Source organism: Streptomyces sp. NPDC057302, assembly GCF_042667685.1.
Taxonomy (GTDB): Bacteria; Actinomycetota; Actinomycetes; order Streptomycetales; family Streptomycetaceae; genus Streptomyces.
Genome location: NZ_JBHUZJ010000003.1, coordinates 92,191 through 114,477 on the forward strand (window position 1 = coordinate 92,191; position 22,287 = coordinate 114,477).

The following is a 22,287-nucleotide window of genomic DNA, read 5'->3' on the forward strand; positions in this document are numbered from 1 at the left end:
ACAAGGTGACATGCAGCAACGCCGGGAGAGACCTTGAGCGTTCCGTACGAGTACGAGACGGCGTACGAGCCACAGTCGGAGCCGCAGTCGGTGTCGGATCCGCAGTCGACCGAGCAGGAGTCTGCACACTCTCCGCAGGAGCATCTCGAGCGGCTTCTTCGCCGCGCCCTGAACTCCTTCGACCTGCCGGACGACACGATAGGGCACCTGGACTCCGCGCTCGCGTACGACAGTTCGCTGCACTCCGCACACCACAGCGCGGGCCTGCACCGCGAGACGTACCGGCACACGTGGCTGCTCGCCGACGCCGGCGCGCTCACCCTCTGGGAGCTCGTGCACAACACGGGCCCCGGCAGCCAGCCCCAGTACGAGCTGTACGCGGACGAGGAAGAGGCCGGTGTCGCCACCTCGCGCCTGCCGCTCCCGCCCGACACGCCCGTCTCCGTCTGCGAGCAGCCCGTCGTGCTCCAGCTCCCGGTCGACTACGAACCCCGTCATACGTACGTCCCCGACGACTCCGCGGACCACGCGCGCCGGCTGCTGCGCCGCGCGGAGAACTCGGTGGGCGAGGGGCGGCCCGCCGAGGAGCTGGAGCGGTTACTGCGCTCGGCGTTCGCGCACCAGATCACCCAGGCCTTCGGCCGCCCCTGCCTGGCGGGCGAGGCACGCCTCTGCTTCTCGCTCTACGAACACGCGTTCCTGCTCTTCGACGGCAGCGAGCTCAGCCTCTGGGAGGTCGAGCACACGGTCACGCCCGACAAGCGGCACAGGTGCGAGGTGTACGTCTCCCAGGAGGCGGCACGCGCGGCGATGGAGCAGCGCGCGAGGACCATTCCGCAGCAGCAGCGCAGGAAGTAGACGGCGCCAGAAGACGCAGGCGACGGCAGGAGACAGAAGAGGCGGCGTCCGGCTTCAGGAGCGGCCGTCGCCGAACTGCCGTACGAGACCCGCGAAGGCGGCCCGCTCGTCCGGCGTCAGCTCGACCGTCTCCGCGCGCGGCGGGCCCGTCTGCGCGGGCAGCGCGCGCAGCGCCTGGGACCGGCGCCAGACGTCCACGTCGACTTGATCGCGACGCAGCACCCGCACCAGGCCCACGGCCCAGACGACGGTCGCCACGGCCAGTACGGCCACGCCGGTCTGCTGGAGGATCGAGACATTCTGGAGCATGCCGCACAGTAGACAACACGATCCGGGGCTTACGACAGGGGGGTTGTGGGACTTACGTCCTGAAGTGACGCATGTCGCACAACCCCCACACAAGCCCCCTCATAGGGCCCGAACGCTCCCGCCTCAGACAGCGGCCGGTACGCGCTCGTCCGTCGCGGCCTCGTCGGCCTTGGTGCCGCCCTCCGAAGAGACCGCCTTCCGGCCGCCCTTGAGCAGGATGACCACCACGGTCGAGACGGCGACTCCGGCGGCGATCGCCACCAGGTACAGCAGCGGCTGGCCGATGAGCGGCACCACGAAGATGCCGCCGTGCGGGGCCCGCAGCGTACAGCCGAAGGCCATCGACAGGGCGCCGGTGACCGCACCGCCCGCCATCGACGCGGGGATCACCCGCAGCGGGTCGGCCGCGGCGAACGGGATCGCGCCCTCCGTGATGAAGGAGGCGCCGAGGAACCAGGCCGCCTTGCCGTTCTCGCGTTCGGTCTTGGTGAAGAGCCGGCCGCGGACGGTGGTGGCCAGGGCCATGGCGAGCGGCGGGACCATGCCGGCCGCCATCACCGCGGCCATGACCTTGAAGCTGCCCTCGGTCGGGTTGGCGAGGCCGCCGACGGCGAAGGCGTACGCGACCTTGTTCAGCGGGCCGCCGAGGTCGAAGCACATCATCAGGCCGAGGATGACGCCGAGGATGATGGCGTTGGCGCCGGACAGGCCCTCCAGCCAGTCGGTCAGCGCGCTCTGCAGCGAGGCGATGGGCTTTCCGATGACGAGGAACATCAGGAAGCCGACGACCGCGGACGAGATCAGCGGGATCACCACCACGGGCATGATCCCGCGCAGCACCGCCGGGATCCTCACCCGCTGGATGCCCATCACGACCGCACCCGCGATCAGACCCGCCGCGAGACCGCCGAGGAAGCCCGCGTTGATCGTGACGGCGACGGAGCCGCCGACGAATCCGGGGACCAGTCCCGGCCGGTCGGCCATTCCGTACGCGATGTAGCCCGCGAGGACCGGCACCAGGAAGGCGAAGGCGAGCCCGCCGATCTGGAAGAGGAGCGCGGCCCAGCTCGTGGTGTCCGTCCACACGAAGTGCTCGGCGACGGACGGGGCCTTGTCGATCTTCCAGCCGCCGATGGCGAAGCCGAGCGCGATGAGGAGGCCGCCCGCCGCGACGAACGGGACCATGTAGCTGACGCCGGACATGAGCCACTTGCGGAGCTTGGTGCCGTAGCCGTCGCCGCTCTCCCCCGCGCTGTCGACGGGGCTCGGCCCGACATCCGCGGTGCTCTCGCCGCGGGCCGCCTTCGCGCGGACCTCCGCGATGAGCTCGGCGGGCCTGCTGATGCCCGCCTTCACCCCGACGTCGACGGTCGGCTTACCGCCGAAACGGTCCTTGTCCCGTACGGGGACGTCGTGCGCGAAGATGACGGCGTCGGCGGCGGCGATGACCGCCGGGTCGAGGCGGGTGAAGCCCGCTGACCCCTGGGTCTCCACCGTCAGCTCTACGTCTGCCTCGCGGGCCGCGTTTTCCAGGGACTCCGCTGCCATGTACGTGTGCGCGATGCCCGTGGGGCAGGACGTGACCGCCACGATGCGGAACGGCTCCGCCGGGGTGGGGTCACTCTCCGGGTGCGGGTCGGTGGGTTCGCCTGTTGGTTCCCCACCCGCCCGCTCATTACCCCGGATCAAGTCCGTCACCGTGTCCGCGTCAGCGGCGCTCCTGAGCGCGCTCGTGAACTCCTCGTCCATCAACTGCCGTGCGAGCGACGACAGGATGGTCAGGTGCGCGTCGTCGGCGCCCGCCGGGGCCGCGATCAGGAAGATCAGGTCGGCGGGTCCGTCCGGCGCCCCGAAGTCGATGCCGTCGGCCGAGCGGCCGAAGGCGAGGGTCGGCTCGGTGACGTGGGTGCTGCGGCAGTGCGGGATGCCGATGCCGCCGTCGAGGCCGGTCGGCATCTGCGCCTCGCGGGCGGCCACATCGGCGAGGAACCCCTCCAGATCGGTCACCCGGCCCAGGGCCACCATGCGCTCGGCGAGGGCACGGGCCGCCGCTTCCTTGGTTCCGGCGGACCGGTCGATTTCGAGGTCGACCAGTTCCGCGGTGATCATCTCGCTCATCGCGGGCTCCTTCGCACGCGTATCGCCCAGGGGGCGGGGGTGGGGACGGGGGTGTGAGGGGGGTGGGGAGTCATGACACGGGCTCCGAAACGGGCTCCGTCAGTACGCGGTCCATGGGGACCTCCGACGTGACGGTCACCGCGTCGGGCGCGAGGTCCGACGGGGTCGGCATCGCGCTGCCGGGGAGCTGGACCGCTGCCGCTCCGTGCGCCACGGCCGAGGCGAGGGCCGGGGCTCCGGTGCCGCCCGCGATGAGGAAACCGGCCAGGGAGGAGTCACCGGCGCCCACGTTGCTCCGTACGGCGTCGACCGGTGCGCTGGCGAAGTACGCGCCCGAGTCGTCCACAAGGAGCTGGCCGTCGGCGCCGAGGCTGGCGAGCACGGCCCGCGCGCCCAACTCCCGAAGTTCCTCCGCCGCCTTGACCGCGTCGCCGACCGTCGCCAGGGGGCGGCCCACCGCTTCGGCGAGCTCCTCCGCGTTCGGCTTGACCACGTCGGGGCGCTCGGCGAGGGCGGCGAGCAGGGCCGGGCCCGAGGTGTCCAGGGCGATCCGGGCGCCGGCGGCGTGCGCGCGGGCCACGAGGTCGGCGTACCAGGAAGGGGCGAGCCCGCGCGGCAGGCTGCCGCAGCAGGCGATCCAGTCGGCGCCCGCGGACCGCTCCCGCACGGCGGAGAGCAACAACTCGGCCTCCACGCCCGTCAGTTCGGGCCCGGCTGCGTTGATCTTCGTGAGGGTGCCGTCGGGTTCGGCGACCGCGATGTTCGAGCGGGTCTGGCCCGCGACCCACACCGGGGCGACCTTGATGCCCTGCTCGTCGAGGAGCTGGGCGACGAGCGCGCCCGGCGCACCGCCGAGCGGCAGGACGGCGAGCGTCTCCGCGCCCGCCGCCGCGACGGCCCTCGATACGTTCACGCCCTTGCCGCCCGGGTCCATGCGGTCGCCGGTGGCCCGGATGACCTCGCCGCGGTCCAGCGAGGGGACCTCGTAGGTGCGGTCGAGGGAGGGGTTGGGGGTGAGGGTGAGGATCATGCGCGTACGTACCGTTTCCTTGCCGACCTGCGTGTTGTCCTTGCCGCTGCCCACGTTCGCGTCCACCTTCGCGTCCGCGTCCAGGTCCGCGTTCATGTCCGCGTCCTCTCCGCTCACGCCCGGATCACCTCCGTGCCGCCGGCCTCGATCGCCGTGGCGTCCTCGGGGCTGAGCCCGGTGTCGGTGATCAGCAGGTCCACGTCGTCGAGACCGCCGAAGCGCGCGAAGTGCTCCTGCCCGTGCTTGCTGGAGTCCGCGAGGAGCACCACGCGGCGGGCCGCGCCGATCGCCGCGCGCTTGACGGCCGCTTCGGCGAGGTCGGGGGTGGTCAGGCCCGCTTCGGCGGAGAAGCCGTTCGCGGCGACGAAGAGGACGTCGGCGCGGATCTCTCCGTACGCCCGCAGCGCCCACGCGTCGACGGCCGCGCGCGTACGGCTGCGGACGCGGCCCCCGATGAGGTGGAGCTGGATGCCGGGGTGGTCGGCGAGGCGGGCGGCGGTGGGCAGGCCGTGCGTGACGACGGTGAAGGTGGCTTCCAGCGGGAGGGAGGCGGCGAGGCGGGCGACGGTCGAGCCCGCGTCGAGAATGACGCTGCCCTCGGTGGGCAGCTCGGCGAGGGCGGCCCGCGCGATGCGGTCCTTCTCGTCGGCGGAGGTGCCTTCCCGCTCCGCGAGGTCGGGCTCGAAGTCGAGGCGTCCTGCCGGTATGGCACCGCCGTGCACGCGCCGTACGAGACCCGCGCGGTCCAGCGCCTTCAGGTCGCGCCGGATGGTCTCGGCGGTGACCTTGAACTCCTCGGCCAGCGACAGCACGTCGACCCGCCCGCCGTCACGCGCGAGCCGCAGGATCTCCTGCTGACGCTCCGGTGCGTACATGTCTGTCTGCCTCCGCCTGATGCCCGAACCTGTGGATTCACTCGCAGACTACGACCAGGTTCCGGCAAAGTAAACAAGCTCGGACCTCAAACAGACATAAACGGGCTTTGGTCCTGCCGGGAGGGGAACGTGGCGGGCCATCCGGCCCGCGAGACGGTGCCGTACGCCCCCCGCCCACGCCCACACCCCAGCCCTACGGCCAGCGAAAGCCCTCCAAAGCTTCGACGCAGCGTTCCGCAAGGGCCGCGGGGCCCGCGTCTCCCCCGGCCGGTTCGTCGCCGGAGGCCCACGTCTCCACCGCCACCCGCACCGCCGCACTGGCGACCGCCGCCACCAGCCGCAGCTCCAGCGAAGGCGCATCTACCGCCACCCCGCGCCCCTCGCACCCCTCGCGCCCCATCAAGATGGAAAGGAGCGTCTCCTCCGAGGCGTGGCAGGCATCCGACCACACCGCCCGCAGCGCCGCGCTCTCCCCCGCCATCCGCAGCAGCGCCCGCACCCACTCCAGCGCCTCCGCGTCCCCGATGGCGACCCCCGGAGCGGCATCACTGTCGGGGACGAGCGCCCTCGACGCCGCGTGCCGCAGCGCGTCCCGCACCGAAAGCCCCGCGGGCGCGCCCCGCACCGCCTCGGCCCACTGCTGCGCACCGGCGGCGAAGAGCGGGGCGACCGCCTCCTCCTTCGTGGCGAAGTAGCGGTAGAAGGTGCGGGGTGCGACACCGGCCGCACGGGCGATGTCCTCCGCGCGGGTGGCCCGCAGCCCGTTCTCCACGAAGAGCGCGGCCGCGGTCCGCGCGATGTCCAGGCGCGTCTCCACCTTGCGCCGCTCCGTGAGCGAACCGACGGAACCAGCCGAACCGGCGGTACGTGCGGCACCAGCGGAAACGAGCGAATCGGACGGGTTGAGAGGCATGCGACGCAGGTTATGCCAGCACCGGCCGCAGAAGACCGACTCCCCACCGGCACAACATGCCTGTGTGGCAGAATCTGCCACCTCAAGCTCAACCGCGTTCAAGAAGGTGGCAAGCCCGGTGCGACGTCGACAGTTCCTGGCCCACTCCGCCGGCCTCGCGGGCCTCACCACCCTCGGCCTCGGCGCCTGCGCGTCCGACGGCGACACCACCCTCAAGGTCCTCGTCGCCAGCTACGACAAAAGCGTCGGCTCCTCCATCGGCGACCAGTGGGACGGCCTGGTCGGCGCCTTCGTGAAGGCCCACCCCACCGTCAAGATCGCCCTGGAACGCGTCCCCTTCGACAAGCTCGACCGGACCCTCGCCCGCAGGGTGAAGGACGGCGACGCCCCCGACATCGCCCAGTCGAACATCTTCGCCCCCTACGCCGAGGACGACCAGCTCTACGGCACCTCCGACCTCTTCGACATCCGCACCGAGGCCGACTTCACCCGCTCGTACGCCGAGGCGGGATCGGTCAAGCACATCCAGTACGGCATCCCGTTCCTCGCCAGCACCCCGCGCCTCTTCTACAACAAGGCCCTCTTCAAGCAGGCCGCCGTCACCGGCGCCCCCACCACCTGGGACGAACTGCGGTCGGCGGCACAGGCGCTGAAGGGCATCGGCGTGAAGACGCCGTACGGGCTCCAGTTGGGCCCCGAGGCCGCCGAGGACGAGGCCCTGTCCTGGATGCTCGCGGACGAGGGCGGCTACGCGGGCCTCGCGGGCTACGACTTCCACACCGCGAGCAACGTCAGGACGCTGACCTGGCTGCGGGACGAACTGGTGGCGAAGGGCCTGGCGGGCGCGGACCCCGCGGGGCTCAACAGGACGGCCGCGTACGAGCAGTTCATGCGCGGCGGCATCGGGATGCTGATCGCGCACCCGGTGCTGATGGGCGCCGCCGACAAGGTCAAGTTCCCTTACGCGCATGCCGCGTTCCCGACGCGCAGGGGCGGGGCGGCGGCGCCGGTGGGCCTGAGCGACTGGCTGATGGCGTTCAAGCAGAACGGTCACGGCGACGCGTGCGGCACGTTCCTCAGCTATCTCTACGGCCGCAAGTCGGCGAAGGCGTACGGCGGCGGACAGGCCGCGCTCCCGGTGACGAGCTCCGCGTCGTCGGCGCTGCGCGCGGACGCGGCCCAGCGCCCGCTGTGGAAGTTCATCGACCAGATGCCGCAGGCGCAGTTCCAGCCGGTCGGCCTGCGCTCGTGGCCGACCGTCAGGGCGGCCATCCGCAAGGAGATCGGGGCCGCCGTCACGAAGGGCGGCAACCCCGGCGCCGTACTCGAATCCCTGGACGCGACGGCGACCCAGGCGGAGCTCTAGGCTCCACCCGGGCCGCACCCGCCGCTCAGGAATACCTCGTCGGGAAGACCCCGTCAGGGAATCAACACACCCTCCCGCTCGGGGAGTTCACCACTCTCACCCGGCTCCGCGTCCTGACCCTCGACGTGCTGACGCGGCTTGCCCGGCAGGGCGAACATCAGCAGGAAGATGACGACGAGTACGCCGACGACCCACCACAGCGAGTTCTGGAACGCGCCCACGATCTCCGCGGGCATCTCGCTCCGCGCCGCCTTCTCGTCGATCATGCCGAAGAAGACCACGGAGACCAGGCCGAGCCCGAGCGCCGTACCCATCTGCTGCACGGTGTTGAGCAGCCCGGACGCGGATCCCGAGTGCTCGCGCGGCACGTCCGACAGGATGGCGTCCGTCAGAGGGGCGACGATCAGCCCCATGCCCGCGCCCATCACGAGCAGCGGCAGCGCCATCTGCCAGGACGCGATGCCCGCCCCGTACCGGTCGGCCTCCCAGATGTAGAGCAGCACCCCGGCGGCCATGACGAGCGCGCCGCCCTGGAGCACCTTGCGTCCGAACTTCGGCACGAGCTTCTGCACGGACATACCGGCCGCCACGGAGACGGCGATCGAGAACGGGATCCCGGTCGTGCCGGCCCGCAGCGCGGTCCAGCCGAGCCCCGTCTGCATGTAGAGCGTCCAGACCAGGAAGAAGATGCCCATCGCGACACCGAACACGGTCTGCACCGCGATGCCCGCGGCGAAGCTCTTCACCTTGAACAGGGACAGCTCCACCAGCGGCGAACCGTCCTTCGCCGCCTTCGCCTTCTCGTACGCGATGAGCGCGCCGAAGACGACGAGCCCGCCCGCCATCATGGCGTAACCCCACAGCGGCCAGTCCAACTCCCGCCCACGGGTGAGCGGGTAGAGCACCATCAGCAGGCCGAGCGTGACCAGGACGACGCCGACGAGGTCGAGCTTGAGGGCCTTGGGGGCCTTGGACTCGCTGATGAACTTGCTGCCCAGGATCAGCCCCGCGATCCCGACGGGCAGGTTGATGAGGAAGATCGGCCGCCATTCGAGCCCGAACAGGTTCCACTGCGTGAGCAGCGCGCCCAGCAGCGGTCCCGATACGGCGCCGAGCCCCACGATCATCCCGAAGAGCCCGAAGACCTTGCCGCGCTCGTGCGCGGGGAACGTGGCGTGCACGATCGACAGGACCTGCGGCACCATCATCGCGGCCATGGCGCCCTGGAGGATCCGGGACGCGACCAGCATCTCCGGGTTCACGGCGAATCCGCAGAGCGCGGAGGCGAGCGTGAAGCCCGCGATGCCTATGAGGAACATCCGCTTGCGCCCGTGGATGTCGCCGAGCCGCCCGCCGGTGATCAGTCCGGCCGCGAACGCGAGCGCGTAGCCCGCGGTGATCCACTGGATCTGGCTGTACGAGGCGCCTGCGTCCTCCTGGATGGACGGAATCGCGATGTTGACGATGGTGACGTCGACGAGGTCCATGAAGGCCGCGGTCATCACGATGGCGAGGGCGAGCCAGCGACGCCGGTCGGCGGCGGCGGCCGCCGTTCCGGTCGGTGCTGGGGCGGGGCTGCTGAAAGTCATGAGAAGAGACTAGAAGCCATATAGGTCAGGCCGTGTCCTACTTGAGCGGCATCCTGACGGACATGACTTCGACTTCCGGTACGACCTCGGCCTCGGAACGGTCCGGCGGCGGCGCTGGTGGCGGTGGCGGTGCGGACACCCCGGCCCGGCTGCTGCAACTCCTCTCCCTGCTCCAGACCCCGCGCGAGTGGCCGGGCGGGGAGCTGTCGGAGCGGCTGGGCGTCAGCCGCCGCACGGTGCGGCGCGACGTCGACCGGCTGCGGGACCTCGGCTATCCGGTGCAGGCGAGCCAGGGGGCGACCGGTGGCTACCGCCTGGTCGCGGGCAAGGCGATGCCTCCGCTCGTCCTGGACGACGAGGAGGCGGTGGCGATCGCGGTGGGGCTGCGGGCCGGGGCGGGCCACGCGGTGGAGGGGGTGGAGGAGGCGTCGGTGCGGGCGCTGGCGAAGCTGGAGCAGGTCCTGCCCTCGCGCCTGCGCCACCGGGTGCAGACCCTCCAGATCGCGACGACCCCGCTGACCAGCGGCGACGGCGCCACCATCGCGCCCGAGACCCTCACGGTGATGGCGTCCGCGGCGGCGGGCCAGGAGCGCCTGCGTTTCGCGTACCGCTCCGGCGACGGCACGGAGTCCCGCCGTCTGACGGAGCCGCACCGCCTCGTGTCGACGGGGCGGCGGTGGTATCTCGTCGCGTACGACATCGACCGCGACGACTGGCGCACGTTCCGGGTGGACCGGGTGTCGTCGCCGTTCGCGACCGGCGCGCGCTTCGTCCCGCGGGAGCTTCCGACGGGGGACGCCGCCGAGTACATCCGCCGGTCGATGTGGCGGGGCCAGCCTTCGTACGCGATCGACGTGACGTACGAGGCTTCGGCGGAGTCCGTCGCGGCGAGGCTTCCGGCGGCCCTGGGCACGCCGGAGCCCCTGACGGCCACCACGTGCCGCGTGCGGGCGACGGTGACGGACGCGGTCGAATGGCTGGCGGTGCGGCTGGCGATGACGGGCTTCGACTTCGTGGCCCACGAGCCACCGGAACTGATCGCTTCCCTGCGCGAACTGGGCTCCCGCCTGACCCTGGCGTCGGGAACGTGACCGGGAGCTGACCGGAGCCGCCCCGCGGGCCGAACAGAAATGAGCCCCGGTGCCGGGGGGGGATGGCACCGGGGCTCAGCTATAGGGGGCCGCTCAGGCAGGCTGCCTAGGCCGCCGCGTCGAAGCCCGTGTCCCGAGCCAGCTTCTTCAGCTCCAGAAGCGCGTGCTTCTCTATCTGGCGGATCCGCTCGCGCGTCAGGCCGTGCTGCTTGCCGACCTCCGTGAGGGTCCGCTCGCGGCCGTCCTCGATGCCGTACCGCATCTTGATGATGGAGGCCGTGCGCTGGTCGAGGCGGCCGATCAGGTCGTCGAGCTCCTCGCTGCGCAGCAGCGTCAGGACGGACTGCTCGGGGGAGACCGCGGAGGTGTCCTCCAGCAAGTCACCGAATTGCGTGTCTCCGCTGTCGTCCACGCCCATGTTCAGCGAGACCGGGTCACGGGCCCAGTCCAGGACGTCCGTCACGCGCGCGGGCGTCGAGTCGAGCTCGGCGGCGACCTCCGCGGGCTCCGGGTCGCGCCCGTGCTTGCGGTTGAACTCGCGCATCACCCGGCGGATCCGCCCCAGCTCCTCCACCAGGTGGACGGGGAGGCGGATGGTGCGGGACTGGTCGGCTATGGAGCGCGTGATGGCCTGACGGATCCACCACGTGGCGTACGTGGAGAACTTGAAGCCCTTGGCGTAGTCGAACTTCTCGACCGCGCGGACCAGGCCCGCGTTCCCCTCCTGGATCAGGTCGAGGAGGGGCAGACCGCTCCTCGGGTAGCGGCGGGCCACAGCGACGACGAGCCGGAGGTTCGACCGGATGAAGACGTCCTTGGCCCGCTCGCCGTCGGCGACGAGCGCCTCGAGCTCCTCGCGGGACGCCTTCGCGCCCGCGCTCTCGACCTCACCGTCGATTATCTTGCGGGCGTACACACCGGCCTCGATGATCTGGGACAGCTCGACTTCCTTGGCGGCGTCGAGCAGCGGCGTACGCGCGATCTCGTCGAGGTACATGCCGACCAGGTCGCGGTCGGCGATCTCCCCGCCTACGGCGCGAACACTGCGTGCCGCGTCGGTCTCGCCGGAGGTGGCGGACTTACGACGGGCGACGGCACGGGTTGCCATGCGTGCTCCCTTGCGTGTGGAGGTCCTGGTCGGCCCTTTTCACGGGCCTCTGTGGTGGAAACCACACCCTTGCGGGTGCCCTGCTTCCGATGGAAACAACGACTGGAATCCGGACAGAATTCCCAAGCCGTGCATCTATTTTCCTGACGTTGCAGTACCCTGTGCCGCCACATGGGGAGGCGAGATGCCGTCGGAACGTACAGAGGTGCAGGTCAGGGCGGGCACGGAGGCCGATCTCACGGCCCTGACCGCTCTCTACAACCACTACGTACGTGAGACGGCGATCACATTCGACACGGCCGTCTCCCTGCCGGAGGAGCGCCGCCCTTGGCTGCTCTCCCATCCTGAAGACGGCCCCCACCGCCTCTTGGTTGCCCAGGAGCGGGATTCCGGCCTGATCCTCGGATACGCCACCAGTAGTCCTTTCCGAACGAAGCCTGCGTACGCCACCTCCGTGGAAGTCAGCGTCTACTGCGCACCGGACGCCGCGCGGCGCGGCATCGGCACCCTGCTCTACAAGGCGCTCTTCGAGGCCTTGGAAGGCGAGGACCTGCACCGCGCCTACGCCGGGATCGCCCAGCCGAACGACGCGTCGCAGCGCCTCCACGAGCGCTTCGGCTTCCGGCATGTCGGCACGTACCGCGAGGTGGGCCGGAAGTTCGGCCGCTACTGGGACGTCGCCTGGTACGAGCGTCCCCTGACGCCGGGCCCCTGACGCGGGCCTTAGGTCCTGACCAGGCCCGTCCTAAGCCCTGACCTAGGCCCAAAGGCCGTTACGCCCCGCGTGCGCCCGCCCTACCGTGCCCCCATGGACGCAGCCCACACCACGGCCGACACCACAGGCACCCTCGACGAAGCCCTTCAGCGCCTGCACGCATCGGGCCCCGAGCGGCTCGGACGGCTCACCAACCACGCGCCGATGGCCGTCGAGGCGCTCGCCGCGCACGGCCGCTCCGGTGCCGTCCACCGCTGGCTCGAGCTGTACGCGCCGAAGTTGGAGGAGTACCCGAGCAAGGTCGAATCAATCACCGCCGACAACTGGCGCGAGGCCCTCGGCGATCCCGGCCGCGCGGCGGACTGGATCGCGTACTTCGGCCGGGAGACCGCCGAACGCCCCTGGCGTGACGTCCTCGCCGCGTGGTGGCCGCTCCTGCTGCCCGGCATGTACGGCGGCTCCACGCACCCGGTGATCCGGGTGGGCCACGCGGTGCGCACGCTCCTGAGCGGCGAGGAGACGGAGCCCCGCCGCGCCGAACTCGCCCACGGCCTCGGCTACTGGGCCGCCCGCCACCACCCCGTCACCGGCATCGAGCTCCTGCCGCTCGGATACGGCGGCCACGCAGGCACCGCCGCCGCGGCCCTGGACGCCGTCGAGCCGATCCCGGACAGGGAGAGCGGTGGTTTCCCCGCCCGCCTCGGCCGGGTGGCGGGCCTGCCCGCGTGGGCGGCGGGCGTGCGCGACCCGGACGAGGCGCACCGGAGGCTGACCGATCTGGTGCGTGCGGCGACCCACCGGTACGCCACACACGGCCATGGCGAGGAGACGATGCTGGTGCACGCCTCGACCGCGCCCAACGCCGTGCTGCGCGCCCTGCCCGCGCTGCCCCGCACCCTGTGGGCGCCGAGCCTGCACGCGGCCTGGACGGCGTCGGCAGCCGTGACCTCGATGTACGCCCCCGACGCCCCGGTCGCGTACACCGCACCCGGCACCTTCGCCGCCGAAGAGGTCTTCGAGCGGGCCCTGGCGCACGGCGACGAGCACGTCATCAAGTTCGCCGACACGGCACTGGACGTGGGCGACGAGCGGGCCCTGGCATCCGCCCTGCGCGCGATCGAGATCAGCGAGCCGCTCACCTAGAGCGGCACACCCGTCAGCCGAACTGCACCGACCTCTTCGCGAGCCCCATCCAGAACCCGTCGATCACGCTGCGCTGCCCGCCGAGGTCGCCCGCCGCCTCGGCGGCCCCCAGCGTCACGAACAGGGGCGCGAAGTGCTCCGTACGCGGGTGGGCGAGCTCGCCCGCCGGGGACTTGTGCCGGAAGTCGAGGAGCCCGTCCACGTCGCCCGCGTCGAGCGCCTCGTGACCCCACGCGTCGAACTCCACCGACCACGACGGCGTACCGCCCTGGCGCAGTGCCGCCAGATTGTGGGTGAAGAAGCCGCTGCCGACGATCAGCACACCCTCGTCCCGCAGCGGGGCCAGCTTGCGGCCGATGTCCATCAGGCGCCGAGGGTCGAGGGTCGGCAGGGAGATCTGGAGCACGGGGACGTCCGCGTCCGGATACATCTCGACGAGCGGGACGTACGCTCCGTGGTCGAGCCCGCGATCCGGGATGTCCTGCACCGGCGTGCCCGCCCCGCGCAGCAATTTACGTACGGAGTCGGCCAGTTGAGGAGCGCCCGGAGCGGCGTACGTGACCTGGTAGTAGTGCTCGGGGAAGCCCCAGAAGTCGTAGACCAGCGGCGTCGTCTCCGTCGCGCCCAGTGCGAGCGGGGCCTCTTCCCAGTGGGCGGAGACCATGAGGACGGCCTTGGGCCGCGCCAGCCCCGCCGACCAGGCGCGGAGCTGGCCGGGCCAGAGCTCGTCGTCGGCCAGCGGCGGTGCTCCGTGACTGAGGTACAGGGCGGGCATGCGCTCCTGGGTTGCGGTCATGACGGCGCCTCCGAGAACGTACAGAAAGACGATTTACTTTAACTCTCAAGCTTCTGCTTGAGGGTGACCCTACTGCAGCATTGTTTAAGATTCAAGGAAGGGCTGCGTACAGTGGAGTACATGGACACGGCACCCACTTCTCCCCCCGACGGGGAACCGCGCTGGCTCGACGACGGGGAACAGCGCACCTGGCTCGCGTATCTCCAGGCCACCACGCTCCTGGAGGATCACCTCGACCGCCAGCTGCAGCGGGACGCCGGTATGCCGCACATCTACTACGGCCTCCTGGTCCAGCTCTCCGTCGCCCCGCGGCGGCGGCTGCGCATGACCGAGCTGGCCAGGAACACCAAGATCACCCGGTCCCGTCTCTCGCACGCCGTCGCGCGCCTGGAGAAGAACGGCTGGGTGCGCCGCGAGGACTGCCCCTCGGACAAGCGCGGCCAGTTCGCGATCCTCACCGACGACGGGTACGAGGTCCTGCGCAGGACCGCGCCCGGCCATGTCACCGCCGTACGCCAGGCCCTCTTCGACCGGCTCACCCCGGAACAGCTGAAGTCCCTCGGCGAGATCATGGTGATCGTCGCCGAGGGACTTCAGCCGAAGGAGGCGGGGGCGGACCTGCCCTGGCTCCGCTGAGCCTCCCCTGTCAGTACGTCAGTGCCAGTACGTCAGCGCGTCAGTGCGCGACCACCGGGATGCGCACCTCGTCCTCGATGTTCTCCACGCCGTCACCGTCACCCGAGGCGGCGGGAGAGCCGCCCTGGGCGCCGGTGTTGATCAGCGCGAAGGCGATCGCGGAGGCGGCCACCAGGATGCCGACGGCCCACCAGATCGCGCTGGTGTAACCCTCGACCATGGCTTCGGCCTGGAGCAGCTTCTGCGCCGCCGGAGTCGTCGCGCCCGCCGCGTGCGAAGTGATGTACGCGGTGGTGGCGGAGGCGGCAATGGTGTTCAGGAGGGCCGTGCCGATGGCGCCGCCGACCTGCTGCGAGGTGTTGACCATCGCGGAGGCGACACCGGAGTCACGCGCCTGGACACCGTGCGTGGCGAGCGACATGGCGGGCATGAACGCCGTACCCATACCCAGGCCGAGCAGCAACTGGCCGGGCAGGATCACGGCGGCGTACGAGGTGTCGACCTCCAGCTGCGTCAGGAACAGCATGCCGCCGGCGGCGAGCAGGAAGCCCGGCCCCATGAGCAGCCGCGGCGGGACGCGGGTCATCAGGCGGGCGCCGATCTGCGTGGAGCCCGTGATCATGCCGACGATCATCGGCAGGAACGCGAAGCCGGTCTTGACCGGCGAGAAGCCCTGGACGATCTGCAGGTAGTACGTGAGGAACAGGAACAGGCCGAACATCGCGATGATCGCGAGGCCGAGCGACAGGTAGACGCCGCCACGGTTGCGCTCGGTCAGGACGCGCAGCGGAAGCAGCGGCGACTTGACCTTGGCCTCCGTGAGGACGAACGCGGCGAGCAGGACGGCGGAGCCGACGAACATGCCGATGGTCACGGAGTCCGACCAGCCCTCGGACTCGGCGCGCGTGAAGCCGTAGACCAGGGCGACCAGACCGAGGGTGGACAGGACCACGCCCGGGATGTCGAGCGGCGAGCGGTTGCGGCCACCGGACGGCTCACGGATGACGAAGTACGCGCCGAGGGCGGCGACCGCGGCGAAGGGGATGTTCACGAAGAACGTCCAGCGCCAGTTCAGGTACTCGGTGAGGAAGCCGCCGAGGATGAGGCCGACGGCGCCACCGCCACCGGCGATCGCACCGTAGATGCCGAACGCCTTGGCGCGCTCCTTGGCATCGGTGAACATCACGGCGAGCAGCGAGAGGGCGGCGGGCGCGAGCAGCGCGCCGAACACACCCTGCAGGGCGCGGGCGCCCAGCATCATGGCCTCGCCGGTCGCGGCGCCGCCGAGCGCGGAGGCCGCGGCGAAACCGATCAGGCCGGTCACGAAGGTGCGCTTGCGGCCCCACAGGTCGGCTATGCGGCCGCCGAAGAGCAGCAGACCACCGAAGGCCAGGGCGTAGGCCGTGATGACCCACTGGCGGTTGCCGTCCGAGATGCCCAGGTCCTGCTGGGCGGAGGGCAGCGCGATGTTCACGATGGTCGCGTCGAGCACGACCATCAGCTGCGCGAGCGCGATGAAGATCAGTGCTTTCCAGCGTCTGGGATCTGTTTCTGACATGGGTGTAGCCACCTAGCGATACGAGTGGTGAAAAAAGTGACGGAAAGACGAGAAGAGATGCCGGGGTAAGGCGGACTCAGGACTGGCGGAGGTCCTCCAAGGTCGCCGATGCACCCGGCAGCTCGGAGCGGGCCGGTGCCATCAGGCCGTCGAGGAACAGCTGGAGATGGCGGTGGACGAAGCGGTCCATGTTCAGGCACGCGGTGCCGGGCAGCGGCCTGGTGAGCTGGGAGAGGGCGACCATCAGGTCTCCGACGGCGATGTCGGTGCGCAGCTGCCCGGCCGCGCGCGCCCGTTGCATGAGCCCGTCGACGACGGCTTCGAGCCGCTCACGGGCGTCGACCAGATCCGGATGATCAGGGTCGAAGGCCGCCTGGAGCATCGGGCACAGGGCGCCGATCCGCTCGTCGGCGGAAGAGTGCACGAACCGGCGCAGGGCGTCGAAGGCGGCGCCCGGGTCGGCGTCCGCCGCCTCGATCGCCTCCGTGGCATGTGCCGAGACGCGATCGGTGACCAGCAGGACGACCTGGTGGACCAGTTCGGAACGGTCGGAGAAGTGCCGGTAGACCGTGGCGTTGCCGACGCCTGCCCTGCGCGCGACCTCGTCGAGCGGCACATCGGGGCCGAACTCGACGAACATCTCGCGCGCGGCGGCGACGATCCGCTCCCGGTTGCGCAGGGCGTCGGCCCGCGGGCGGGGCGTGCGGCGCTGTGCAGCGGTGGCGGTTTCCACGACGGCTCTCCTCAAGCTTGTGGGGCGATGCGGGGAATCACTCCCCGTTTCGCTCGGACACAGGTCTAAACGGGGAGACAGTCCCCGGATATTTCCCGCCGCCCGACTTTCTTTCCGTGACCCGCGTCACACCTTCTCGGGCGAGAAACCCACGATCGGTCGCACCCAGCGAGCGCCCGCGCACCCTCCGGCAGAGGGTGATCGAAAGGGTGCAGCCAGGACCGGCGGCTGCCGTGAGGGGAAGGCCCACGCATGCAGCAGCCGACCTGGAGGCAGATACGCGGGGCCCGACGCGGCGCGGCACTCGCCGCGTGCGCCGCCCTTGCCCTCACGGTCACCACATCGGCGAGCACCGGCCGCCTGATGGAGGAGTCACCCACGGCGGCGGGCCCGGTCTCCCTGGCCCGAGCGACGACACTCAGCCCGTGCATGATCAACGGCACGATGGGCGTCCAGATGTCGGAGGGCATGCCCACGTCCGCCGGCTACTCCCGCTCCACCGGCACCGTCCGCGCCCTGAACCTGATGGTCGACTTCTCCGACGCCCCCGGCGAGGGCAGCGCGCTCGACCGGCTCGCGGAGTTCTTCCCGCAGACGTCGGACTGGTTTCGCACCAGCTCCTACGGGCGTCTCGACTACCGCCCCGAGTCGCCGGTCGCCGACTGGCTGCGGATGCCCAAGAGCTTCAAGCAGTACGGGATAGAACGCGGCGCCCCCTTCGATCCGGGCTACCGCGATCTGGTCAAGGACATCGTGGCGGCGGCGGATCCGCAGGTGGACTTCCGGGAGTACGACCTGGTGAACATCCTCATCACGCCGAACGCGGGCCCTTCCGCGCTCGACACGGTCCTTTCGGTGACCTTCGCGGGCAACACCGAGGCGCCCGTCGCGGACGGCGTCCCCGTCTCCAACGCGTCCTTCGTCTACAGCCGCCAGGACGACGGCTCGGGCAGCTACCGCGAGACCGGCTACCGCGTGCTCCCGCACGAGAACGGCCACGTCTTCGGACTGCCCGACCTCTATACGCAGGAGGGCGGCGGCGCGGTCGGCCACTGGGACATCATGAGCGAGGACTGGGGCGCCAACAACGACCTGCTCGCCTGGCACAAGTGGAAGCTCGGCTGGCTCGACGACGACCAGATCAGCTGCGCGTCGAACTCCGGCACCACCGAGCACACGATCAGCCCGCTGCCGACGAGCGGCGGCACCAAGCTCGCCTTCGTGCCGCTGAGCGCGGCCAGGGGTTACGCGGTCGAGGTGCGCACCCCGGGCGGCAACGACGAGGCGATCTGCAAGCCCGGCGTCCTGATCTACCGGGTGGACGCGGAGGTGGACACGGGCCAGGGCCCGGTCACCGTCTCCGACTCCACGAAGGACAGCGGCGGCTGCACGCGCCGGCCGAACGTCCACGCGGAGCTCTCCGACGCGACCTACGAGCCCGGCCAGACGTTCACGGACAAGAGGACGGGCGTGCGCATCACGGTGTCGGACATCGACGCGGAGGGCCGCTACCGGGTGCACGTCACGCGCCCGTGAGGCCACGGCTCAGCCGCCGTTGACCTTGGCGGAACCGGCGCCGGGCACGGTCTGCTGCACCTGGCGCAGGAAGGCCGCGTTGTTCGGGGTCTTGCGCAGGCGTTCGATGATCGCCTCCAGGTTGCCCTGCGCGTCCCTGCCGTGCAGGGCGCGCCGCAGGCCGCGTACGGCCGTCAGCTCGTCGGCGGGCACCAGGAGTTCGTCGCGGCGCGTGCCGGACGGGGTGACGTCCACGGCGGGGAAGACGCGGCGCTCGGCCATGCCGCGGTCGAGGCGCAGCTCCATGTTGCCGGTGCCCTTGAGCTCCTCGAAGTAGTAGTCGTCGGCACGCGATCCGGTCTCCACGAGCACGGTGGCGAGCATGGTCAGGGACCCGCCCTCCTCCGCCAGGCGCGCGGCACCGAAGAGGCGCTTGGGGCCCTGGATGGCGGCGGCGTCGACACCTCCGGAGAGGGTGCGGCCACCGCTGGAGGCCGCGTTGTTGTACGCGCGGCAGAGCCGGGTGAGGGAGTCGAAGAGCATGACGACGTCCTTGCCCTCCTCGGTGAGCCGCTTGGCGCGCTCGACGGCGAGTTCGGCCAGGGCGATGTGCTGCTTGGCGGGCCGGTCGAAGGTCGAGGCGAGCACTTCGCCGCGTACGGAACGCTTCATGTCCGTGACTTCTTCGGGCCGTTCGTCGAGCAGCACCACCATGAGGTGGGCCTCGGGGTGGTTGGCGGCGACGGCCGCCGCGATCTGCTGGAGCAGGACGGTCTTGCCGGTGCGGGGCGGCGCGACGATGAGGCCGCGCTGGCCCTTGCCGACGGGGGCGACCAGGTCGATGAGCCGGGTGGCGACGCCGCCGCCGCCCTCGCCCGGCGTTTCGAGGCGCAGCCGCTCGCGGGGATGCAGCGGGGTGAGGTCGCCGAACCGGGCGCGCCGGCCCAGGGCTTCGGCGGAGTGTCCGTTGACCCGCTCGACGGAGGTGAGGGTGCGGGCCTTGCCGCAGCTCCCCTGGACCATGTCGCCCGCGCGCAGGCCGAGTTGGCGGATCAGCGTGGAGGGGACGGTCACGTCGTTGGGGTTGGGGAGGCAGTCGCCGGTGCGCAGATGCCCGTTGGCGTTGTGACTGACGTCGAGGATGCCGGAGGCGGCGACGACGGGGGTCGTGGCGGATGTGGTGGTGCGGGTGGTGGTCTTGTTTCGGGTGATCGTTGCGGTACTCATGATGGGGTCCTTTCGCGGACATGCGAATGAGGGGCCCGGCAGGACGGTGTGTTCACGTCCCGTACGTCGGGCGGAGGGAAGAACTGCAGCAAAGGGCTTCGCGGAAATACGGAAATGCGGAAGCTTCGGAGCTGCGGGGGCCTCGGTGAGGCGGAAGAAAAGAAGATCGGCACCGGCGCCGCAGAAGGCGGCGTACACACGTGCTGTTCGCAAGGTAGCACAGCTTCAGGGCCTTCGAGCGTGACCTGGGTCACCAGGACGGCACCCCGGCCCGCACTCCCACCCGCGTACGTCCCACACAACAGGCGCCCCGGTTATGTGGGCCCCGCACATGGGATCCCCACCCGGCGCGCCCTTACGTTTCCGGCCATGACGAGCCCCACTCCCGGCCTCACACCCGGTTCCCCCCTCGGCCCCACTCCCCGCGGTGACGCCCTCGCAGGAACCTCCGGGCCCGACCTCACCGGCCGCACCGCCCTGGTCACCGGCGGCGCGAGCGGCATCGGGCGGGCGTGTGCCGTGGCCCTGGCCGAAGCCGGCGCCTTCGTCCATGTGGTGGATCTGCACGCCGACGCGGCCAAGGATGTCGCCGACGGGATCGACGGCGAGGCGCACGCGGTGGACCTCGCCGACCCGGCGGCCGTGCACACCCTGCCCACCCGCGTCGACATCCTCGTCAACAGCGCGGGACTCCAACACGTCGCCGCCATCGAGGAGTTCCCCCCGGAGCGGTTCACCCTGATCCAGCAGGTCATGGTCACCGCGCCGTTCCTGCTGCTCCGCCGGACCCTGCCCCACATGTACGCGAACGGCTGGGGCCGCGTCGTGAACATCTCCAGCGTGCACGGCCTGCGGGCCAGCTCCTTCAAGTCCGCCTACGTCACCGCCAAGCACGCCCTGGAGGGCCTGAGCAAGGTCACCGCCCTGGAGGGCGCCCCGCACGGCGTCACCAGCAACTGCCTCTGCCCCGGTTACACCCGTACGCCCCTGGTCGAGGACCAGATCAGCGCCCAGGCCGCCGCCCACGGCATCCCGCCCGAGCAGGTCCTCACCGACGTACTCCTGCGCCGTTCCGCGGCCAAGCGCCTCATCGAGCCCGAGGAGATCGCCGCCGCCGCGCTCTGGCTCTGCGGCCCGCACAGCGGCTTCGTGACCGGGGCCTCCCTGCCCCTGGACGGCGGCTGGACCGCCAGCTGAACTCCCCTTCCCCCAGCTTCACTCCACGTCCCCATCGAGAACGGATCACGCCATGGCAGCCGCAACGCCGCGTGCCCAGGGCAAGACCCCGGGCACGCCAGGTATCGCCCGCATCATCAGCGCAAGCCTCATCGGCACCACCATCGAGTGGTACGACTTCTTCCTCTACGGCTCTGCCGCCGCCCTGGTCTTCAACACCCTCTTCTTCCCCGACAGCGACCCCCTGGTCGGCACCCTCCTCTCCTTCCTCACGTACGCCGTCGGCTTCGCCGCGCGCCCCATCGGCGGTGTCGTGTTCGGCCACTTCGGCGACAAGATCGGCCGCAAGAAGCTGCTGGTGCTCAGCCTGATGATGATGGGCGGCGCCACCTTCGCGATGGGCCTGCTGCCCACCCACGCCACGCTCGGCGTCGGCGCCCCGATCCTGCTCACGGTGTTGCGCCTGATCCAGGGCTTCGCGCTCGGCGGCGAGTGGGGCGGCGCCGTCCTGATCGTCTCCGAGCACGGCGACGACAAGAACCGCGGCTTCTGGGCCTCCTGGCCGCAGGCCGGCGCCCCCGGCGGCAACCTCCTGGCCACCGGCGTCCTCGCGCTCCTGGCCGCGGTCCAGTCCGACGAGGCGTTCCTCGCCTGGGGCTGGCGCATCCCGTTCCTGCTCTCGGGCGTGCTCGTCATCATCGGCCTGTGGATACGCGTCTCGGTCTCGGAGTCCCCGCTGTTCCTTCAGGCACAGGCGCGGGCGGAGGCGGAGGCCGCCAAGGGCGGCGCGGCGGCCCAGAAGCAGGACGCGCCGGTCGTCGAGGTCTTCCGGCACAACTGGCGCGGCGTCCTCACCGCGATCGGCACCCGGCTCGGCGAGAACGTCTCGTACTACATCCTCACGGCCTTCGTCCTGGTCTACGTCACCGTGCACCTGGAACTGCCCAAGAGCACCGCCCTGAACGCCGTACTCATCGGCTCCGCCGTGCACTTCGTGACCATCCCGCTGTGGGGCGCGCTCTCGGACCGCATCGGCCGCAGGCCCGTCACCCTGATCGGGTCGATCGGCATGGCGGCGTGGGCGTTCGCGTTCTTCGCGCTCGTCGACAGCGAGTCCTTCACGGTGATCACCCTCGCCGTCACGGTCGGGCTGCTCTTCCACGGCGCGATGTACGGGCCGCAGGCCGCCTTCATCTCCGAGATGTTCGACACGAAGGTCCGCTACTCCGGCGCCTCGATGGGCTCCCAGCTCGCGTCCATCATCGGCGGCGCCCTCGCGCCGATCATCGCGGTCGAGCTGCTCAAGGACTTCGACTCCGCGACGCCGGTGGCGCTGTACGTCTGCGTGACCGTGGTGATCACGACGCTCACCGTCCTGGTGGCGAAGGAGACCCGGGGCCGCTCACTCGCCCAGGAGCGGCATTCCGCTCCCGAGGATTCCCCGGCCACCACCGCCTCGGCGACAATCTCCCCCTGAACCGCAGCGCACCGCACCACCAGCACGCGCACCCCGCTCCCGGAGGCGACCCGT

General features: G+C 70.9%; 20 protein-coding genes. 9 read left to right on the top strand and 11 right to left on the bottom strand.

Annotated elements, in window-relative coordinates:
- Positions 1-33 precede the first annotated feature (33 nt).
- Positions 34-858: a DUF6227 family protein gene (locus tag ACFUPX_RS03445; RefSeq protein WP_383315131.1), complete on the top strand. Its 825-nt coding sequence runs from the start codon at positions 34-36 to the stop codon at positions 856-858.
- Positions 859-912: 54 nt separating this feature from the next.
- Here ACFUPX_RS03445 and ACFUPX_RS03450 read toward each other — a convergent pair whose 3' ends face one another.
- The 5 genes from ACFUPX_RS03450 to ACFUPX_RS03470 all read right to left on the bottom strand — a co-directional run bounded on the left by ACFUPX_RS03450 (position 913) and on the right by ACFUPX_RS03470 (position 6,103).
- A complete protein-coding gene (locus tag ACFUPX_RS03450; RefSeq protein WP_383315134.1) occupies positions 913-1,167 on the bottom strand; it encodes a hypothetical protein in 255 nt (84 codons plus the stop codon).
- A gap of 123 nt (positions 1,168-1,290) precedes the next feature.
- Complete coding sequence (locus ACFUPX_RS03455) at positions 1,291-3,285, bottom strand: fructose-specific PTS transporter subunit EIIC (protein WP_383315137.1); 1,995 nt, start codon at positions 3,283-3,285, stop codon at positions 1,291-1,293.
- 70 nt (positions 3,286-3,355) lie between these two features.
- The gene (pfkB, locus tag ACFUPX_RS03460; protein WP_383315721.1) at positions 3,356-4,315 is read right to left on the bottom strand and encodes a 1-phosphofructokinase; all 960 of its coding nucleotides are present in this window, start codon (positions 4,313-4,315) and stop codon (positions 3,356-3,358) included.
- 113 nt (positions 4,316-4,428) lie between these two features.
- Positions 4,429-5,190: a DeoR/GlpR family DNA-binding transcription regulator gene (locus ACFUPX_RS03465; protein ID WP_383315140.1), complete on the bottom strand. Its 762-nt coding sequence runs from the start codon at positions 5,188-5,190 to the stop codon at positions 4,429-4,431.
- Between the two features lie 193 nt (positions 5,191-5,383).
- A complete protein-coding gene (locus ACFUPX_RS03470) occupies positions 5,384-6,103 on the bottom strand; it encodes a TetR family transcriptional regulator (protein ID WP_383315144.1) in 720 nt (239 codons plus the stop codon).
- 118 nt (positions 6,104-6,221) lie between these two features.
- On the opposite strand from ACFUPX_RS03470, the gene ACFUPX_RS03475 reads away from it, so the two are divergent.
- Positions 6,222-7,469 carry an extracellular solute-binding protein gene (locus tag ACFUPX_RS03475; protein ID WP_383315147.1) on the top strand — a complete coding sequence of 416 codons (1,248 nt, stop codon included), beginning with the start codon at positions 6,222-6,224 and terminating at the stop codon, positions 7,467-7,469.
- 53 nt (positions 7,470-7,522) lie between these two features.
- On the opposite strand, the gene ACFUPX_RS03480 is transcribed toward ACFUPX_RS03475, so the two are convergent.
- Complete coding sequence (locus ACFUPX_RS03480; RefSeq protein WP_383315150.1) at positions 7,523-9,058, bottom strand: MFS transporter; 1,536 nt, start codon at positions 9,056-9,058, stop codon at positions 7,523-7,525.
- A gap of 62 nt (positions 9,059-9,120) precedes the next feature.
- Between ACFUPX_RS03480 and ACFUPX_RS03485 the strand changes: the two genes are divergently transcribed.
- Positions 9,121-10,149 (top strand): helix-turn-helix transcriptional regulator, encoded by a 1,029-nt coding sequence (locus ACFUPX_RS03485; RefSeq protein WP_383315154.1) that lies wholly within the window; start codon positions 9,121-9,123, stop codon positions 10,147-10,149.
- Between the two features lie 106 nt (positions 10,150-10,255).
- Here ACFUPX_RS03485 and ACFUPX_RS03490 read toward each other — a convergent pair whose 3' ends face one another.
- Entirely contained in the window at positions 10,256-11,257 is a 1,002-nt protein-coding gene (locus ACFUPX_RS03490; protein ID WP_383315158.1) for an RNA polymerase sigma factor RpoD/SigA, read from the bottom strand.
- Between the two features lie 184 nt (positions 11,258-11,441).
- On the opposite strand from ACFUPX_RS03490, the gene ACFUPX_RS03495 reads away from it, so the two are divergent.
- Together ACFUPX_RS03495 and ACFUPX_RS03500 are read left to right on the top strand one after the other, a co-directional pair.
- Positions 11,442-11,972, top strand: a complete 531-nt coding sequence (locus tag ACFUPX_RS03495; protein ID WP_383315161.1) for a GNAT family N-acetyltransferase — start codon at positions 11,442-11,444, stop codon at positions 11,970-11,972.
- 93 nt (positions 11,973-12,065) lie between these two features.
- Positions 12,066-13,115 carry a questin oxidase family protein gene (locus ACFUPX_RS03500; RefSeq protein ID WP_383315164.1) on the top strand — a complete coding sequence of 350 codons (1,050 nt, stop codon included), beginning with the start codon at positions 12,066-12,068 and terminating at the stop codon, positions 13,113-13,115.
- 13 nt (positions 13,116-13,128) lie between these two features.
- On the opposite strand, the gene ACFUPX_RS03505 is transcribed toward ACFUPX_RS03500, so the two are convergent.
- The gene (locus ACFUPX_RS03505) at positions 13,129-13,911 is read right to left on the bottom strand and encodes a dioxygenase (protein WP_383315167.1); all 783 of its coding nucleotides are present in this window, start codon (positions 13,909-13,911) and stop codon (positions 13,129-13,131) included.
- Positions 13,912-14,022: 111 nt separating this feature from the next.
- Here ACFUPX_RS03505 and ACFUPX_RS03510 point away from each other — a divergent pair, with 111 nt between their 5' ends.
- Positions 14,023-14,547: a MarR family winged helix-turn-helix transcriptional regulator gene (locus ACFUPX_RS03510; RefSeq protein WP_383315170.1), complete on the top strand. Its 525-nt coding sequence runs from the start codon at positions 14,023-14,025 to the stop codon at positions 14,545-14,547.
- A gap of 40 nt (positions 14,548-14,587) precedes the next feature.
- Here ACFUPX_RS03510 and ACFUPX_RS03515 read toward each other — a convergent pair whose 3' ends face one another.
- A complete protein-coding gene (locus ACFUPX_RS03515) occupies positions 14,588-16,105 on the bottom strand; it encodes an MFS transporter (protein ID WP_383315173.1) in 1,518 nt (505 codons plus the stop codon).
- 76 nt (positions 16,106-16,181) lie between these two features.
- Positions 16,182-16,838, bottom strand: a complete 657-nt coding sequence (locus tag ACFUPX_RS03520) for a TetR/AcrR family transcriptional regulator (protein WP_383315176.1) — start codon at positions 16,836-16,838, stop codon at positions 16,182-16,184.
- A gap of 252 nt (positions 16,839-17,090) precedes the next feature.
- Between ACFUPX_RS03520 and ACFUPX_RS03525 the strand changes: the two genes are divergently transcribed.
- Positions 17,091-18,374: a M6 family metalloprotease domain-containing protein gene (locus tag ACFUPX_RS03525; protein WP_383315179.1), complete on the top strand. Its 1,284-nt coding sequence runs from the start codon at positions 17,091-17,093 to the stop codon at positions 18,372-18,374.
- 9 nt (positions 18,375-18,383) lie between these two features.
- On the opposite strand, the gene rho is transcribed toward ACFUPX_RS03525, so the two are convergent.
- The gene (gene rho / locus ACFUPX_RS03530) at positions 18,384-19,580 is read right to left on the bottom strand and encodes a transcription termination factor Rho (RefSeq protein ID WP_383315182.1); all 1,197 of its coding nucleotides are present in this window, start codon (positions 19,578-19,580) and stop codon (positions 18,384-18,386) included.
- A gap of 369 nt (positions 19,581-19,949) precedes the next feature.
- Between rho and ACFUPX_RS03535 the strand changes: the two genes are divergently transcribed.
- Complete coding sequence (locus ACFUPX_RS03535; protein WP_383315186.1) at positions 19,950-20,777, top strand: 3-hydroxybutyrate dehydrogenase; 828 nt, start codon at positions 19,950-19,952, stop codon at positions 20,775-20,777.
- Between the two features lie 52 nt (positions 20,778-20,829).
- Positions 20,830-22,233 carry an MFS transporter gene (locus ACFUPX_RS03540; protein WP_383315191.1) on the top strand — a complete coding sequence of 468 codons (1,404 nt, stop codon included), beginning with the start codon at positions 20,830-20,832 and terminating at the stop codon, positions 22,231-22,233.
- Positions 22,234-22,287 lie beyond the last annotated feature (54 nt).

What these genes read in the sequence shown, in the direction of transcription:
- ACFUPX_RS03450 (WP_383315134.1), bottom strand. Translation starts at nt 1,167, where the DNA reads ATGCTCCAGAATGTCTCGATCCTCCAGCAGACCGGCGTGGCCGTACTG.
- ACFUPX_RS03455 (WP_383315137.1), bottom strand. Translation starts at nt 3,285, where the DNA reads ATGAGCGAGATGATCACCGCGGAACTGGTCGACCTCGAAATCGACCGG.
- pfkB (WP_383315721.1), bottom strand. Translation starts at nt 4,315, where the DNA reads ATGATCCTCACCCTCACCCCCAACCCCTCCCTCGACCGCACCTACGAG.
- ACFUPX_RS03465 (WP_383315140.1), bottom strand. Translation starts at nt 5,190, where the DNA reads ATGTACGCACCGGAGCGTCAGCAGGAGATCCTGCGGCTCGCGCGTGAC.
- ACFUPX_RS03470 (WP_383315144.1), bottom strand. Translation starts at nt 6,103, where the DNA reads ATGCCTCTCAACCCGTCCGATTCGCTCGTTTCCGCTGGTGCCGCACGT.
- ACFUPX_RS03480 (WP_383315150.1), bottom strand. Translation starts at nt 9,058, where the DNA reads ATGACTTTCAGCAGCCCCGCCCCAGCACCGACCGGAACGGCGGCCGCC.
- ACFUPX_RS03485 (WP_383315154.1), top strand. Translation starts at nt 9,121, where the DNA reads ATGACTTCGACTTCCGGTACGACCTCGGCCTCGGAACGGTCCGGCGGC.
- ACFUPX_RS03490 (WP_383315158.1), bottom strand. Translation starts at nt 11,257, where the DNA reads ATGGCAACCCGTGCCGTCGCCCGTCGTAAGTCCGCCACCTCCGGCGAG.
- ACFUPX_RS03495 (WP_383315161.1), top strand. Translation starts at nt 11,442, where the DNA reads ATGCCGTCGGAACGTACAGAGGTGCAGGTCAGGGCGGGCACGGAGGCC.
- ACFUPX_RS03500 (WP_383315164.1), top strand. Translation starts at nt 12,066, where the DNA reads ATGGACGCAGCCCACACCACGGCCGACACCACAGGCACCCTCGACGAA.
- ACFUPX_RS03505 (WP_383315167.1), bottom strand. Translation starts at nt 13,911, where the DNA reads ATGACCGCAACCCAGGAGCGCATGCCCGCCCTGTACCTCAGTCACGGA.
- ACFUPX_RS03515 (WP_383315173.1), bottom strand. Translation starts at nt 16,105, where the DNA reads ATGTCAGAAACAGATCCCAGACGCTGGAAAGCACTGATCTTCATCGCG.
- ACFUPX_RS03525 (WP_383315179.1), top strand. Translation starts at nt 17,091, where the DNA reads ATGCAGCAGCCGACCTGGAGGCAGATACGCGGGGCCCGACGCGGCGCG.
- rho (WP_383315182.1), bottom strand. Translation starts at nt 19,580, where the DNA reads ATGAGTACCGCAACGATCACCCGAAACAAGACCACCACCCGCACCACC.
- ACFUPX_RS03535 (WP_383315186.1), top strand. Translation starts at nt 19,950, where the DNA reads ATGACGAGCCCCACTCCCGGCCTCACACCCGGTTCCCCCCTCGGCCCC.
- ACFUPX_RS03540 (WP_383315191.1), top strand. Translation starts at nt 20,830, where the DNA reads ATGGCAGCCGCAACGCCGCGTGCCCAGGGCAAGACCCCGGGCACGCCA.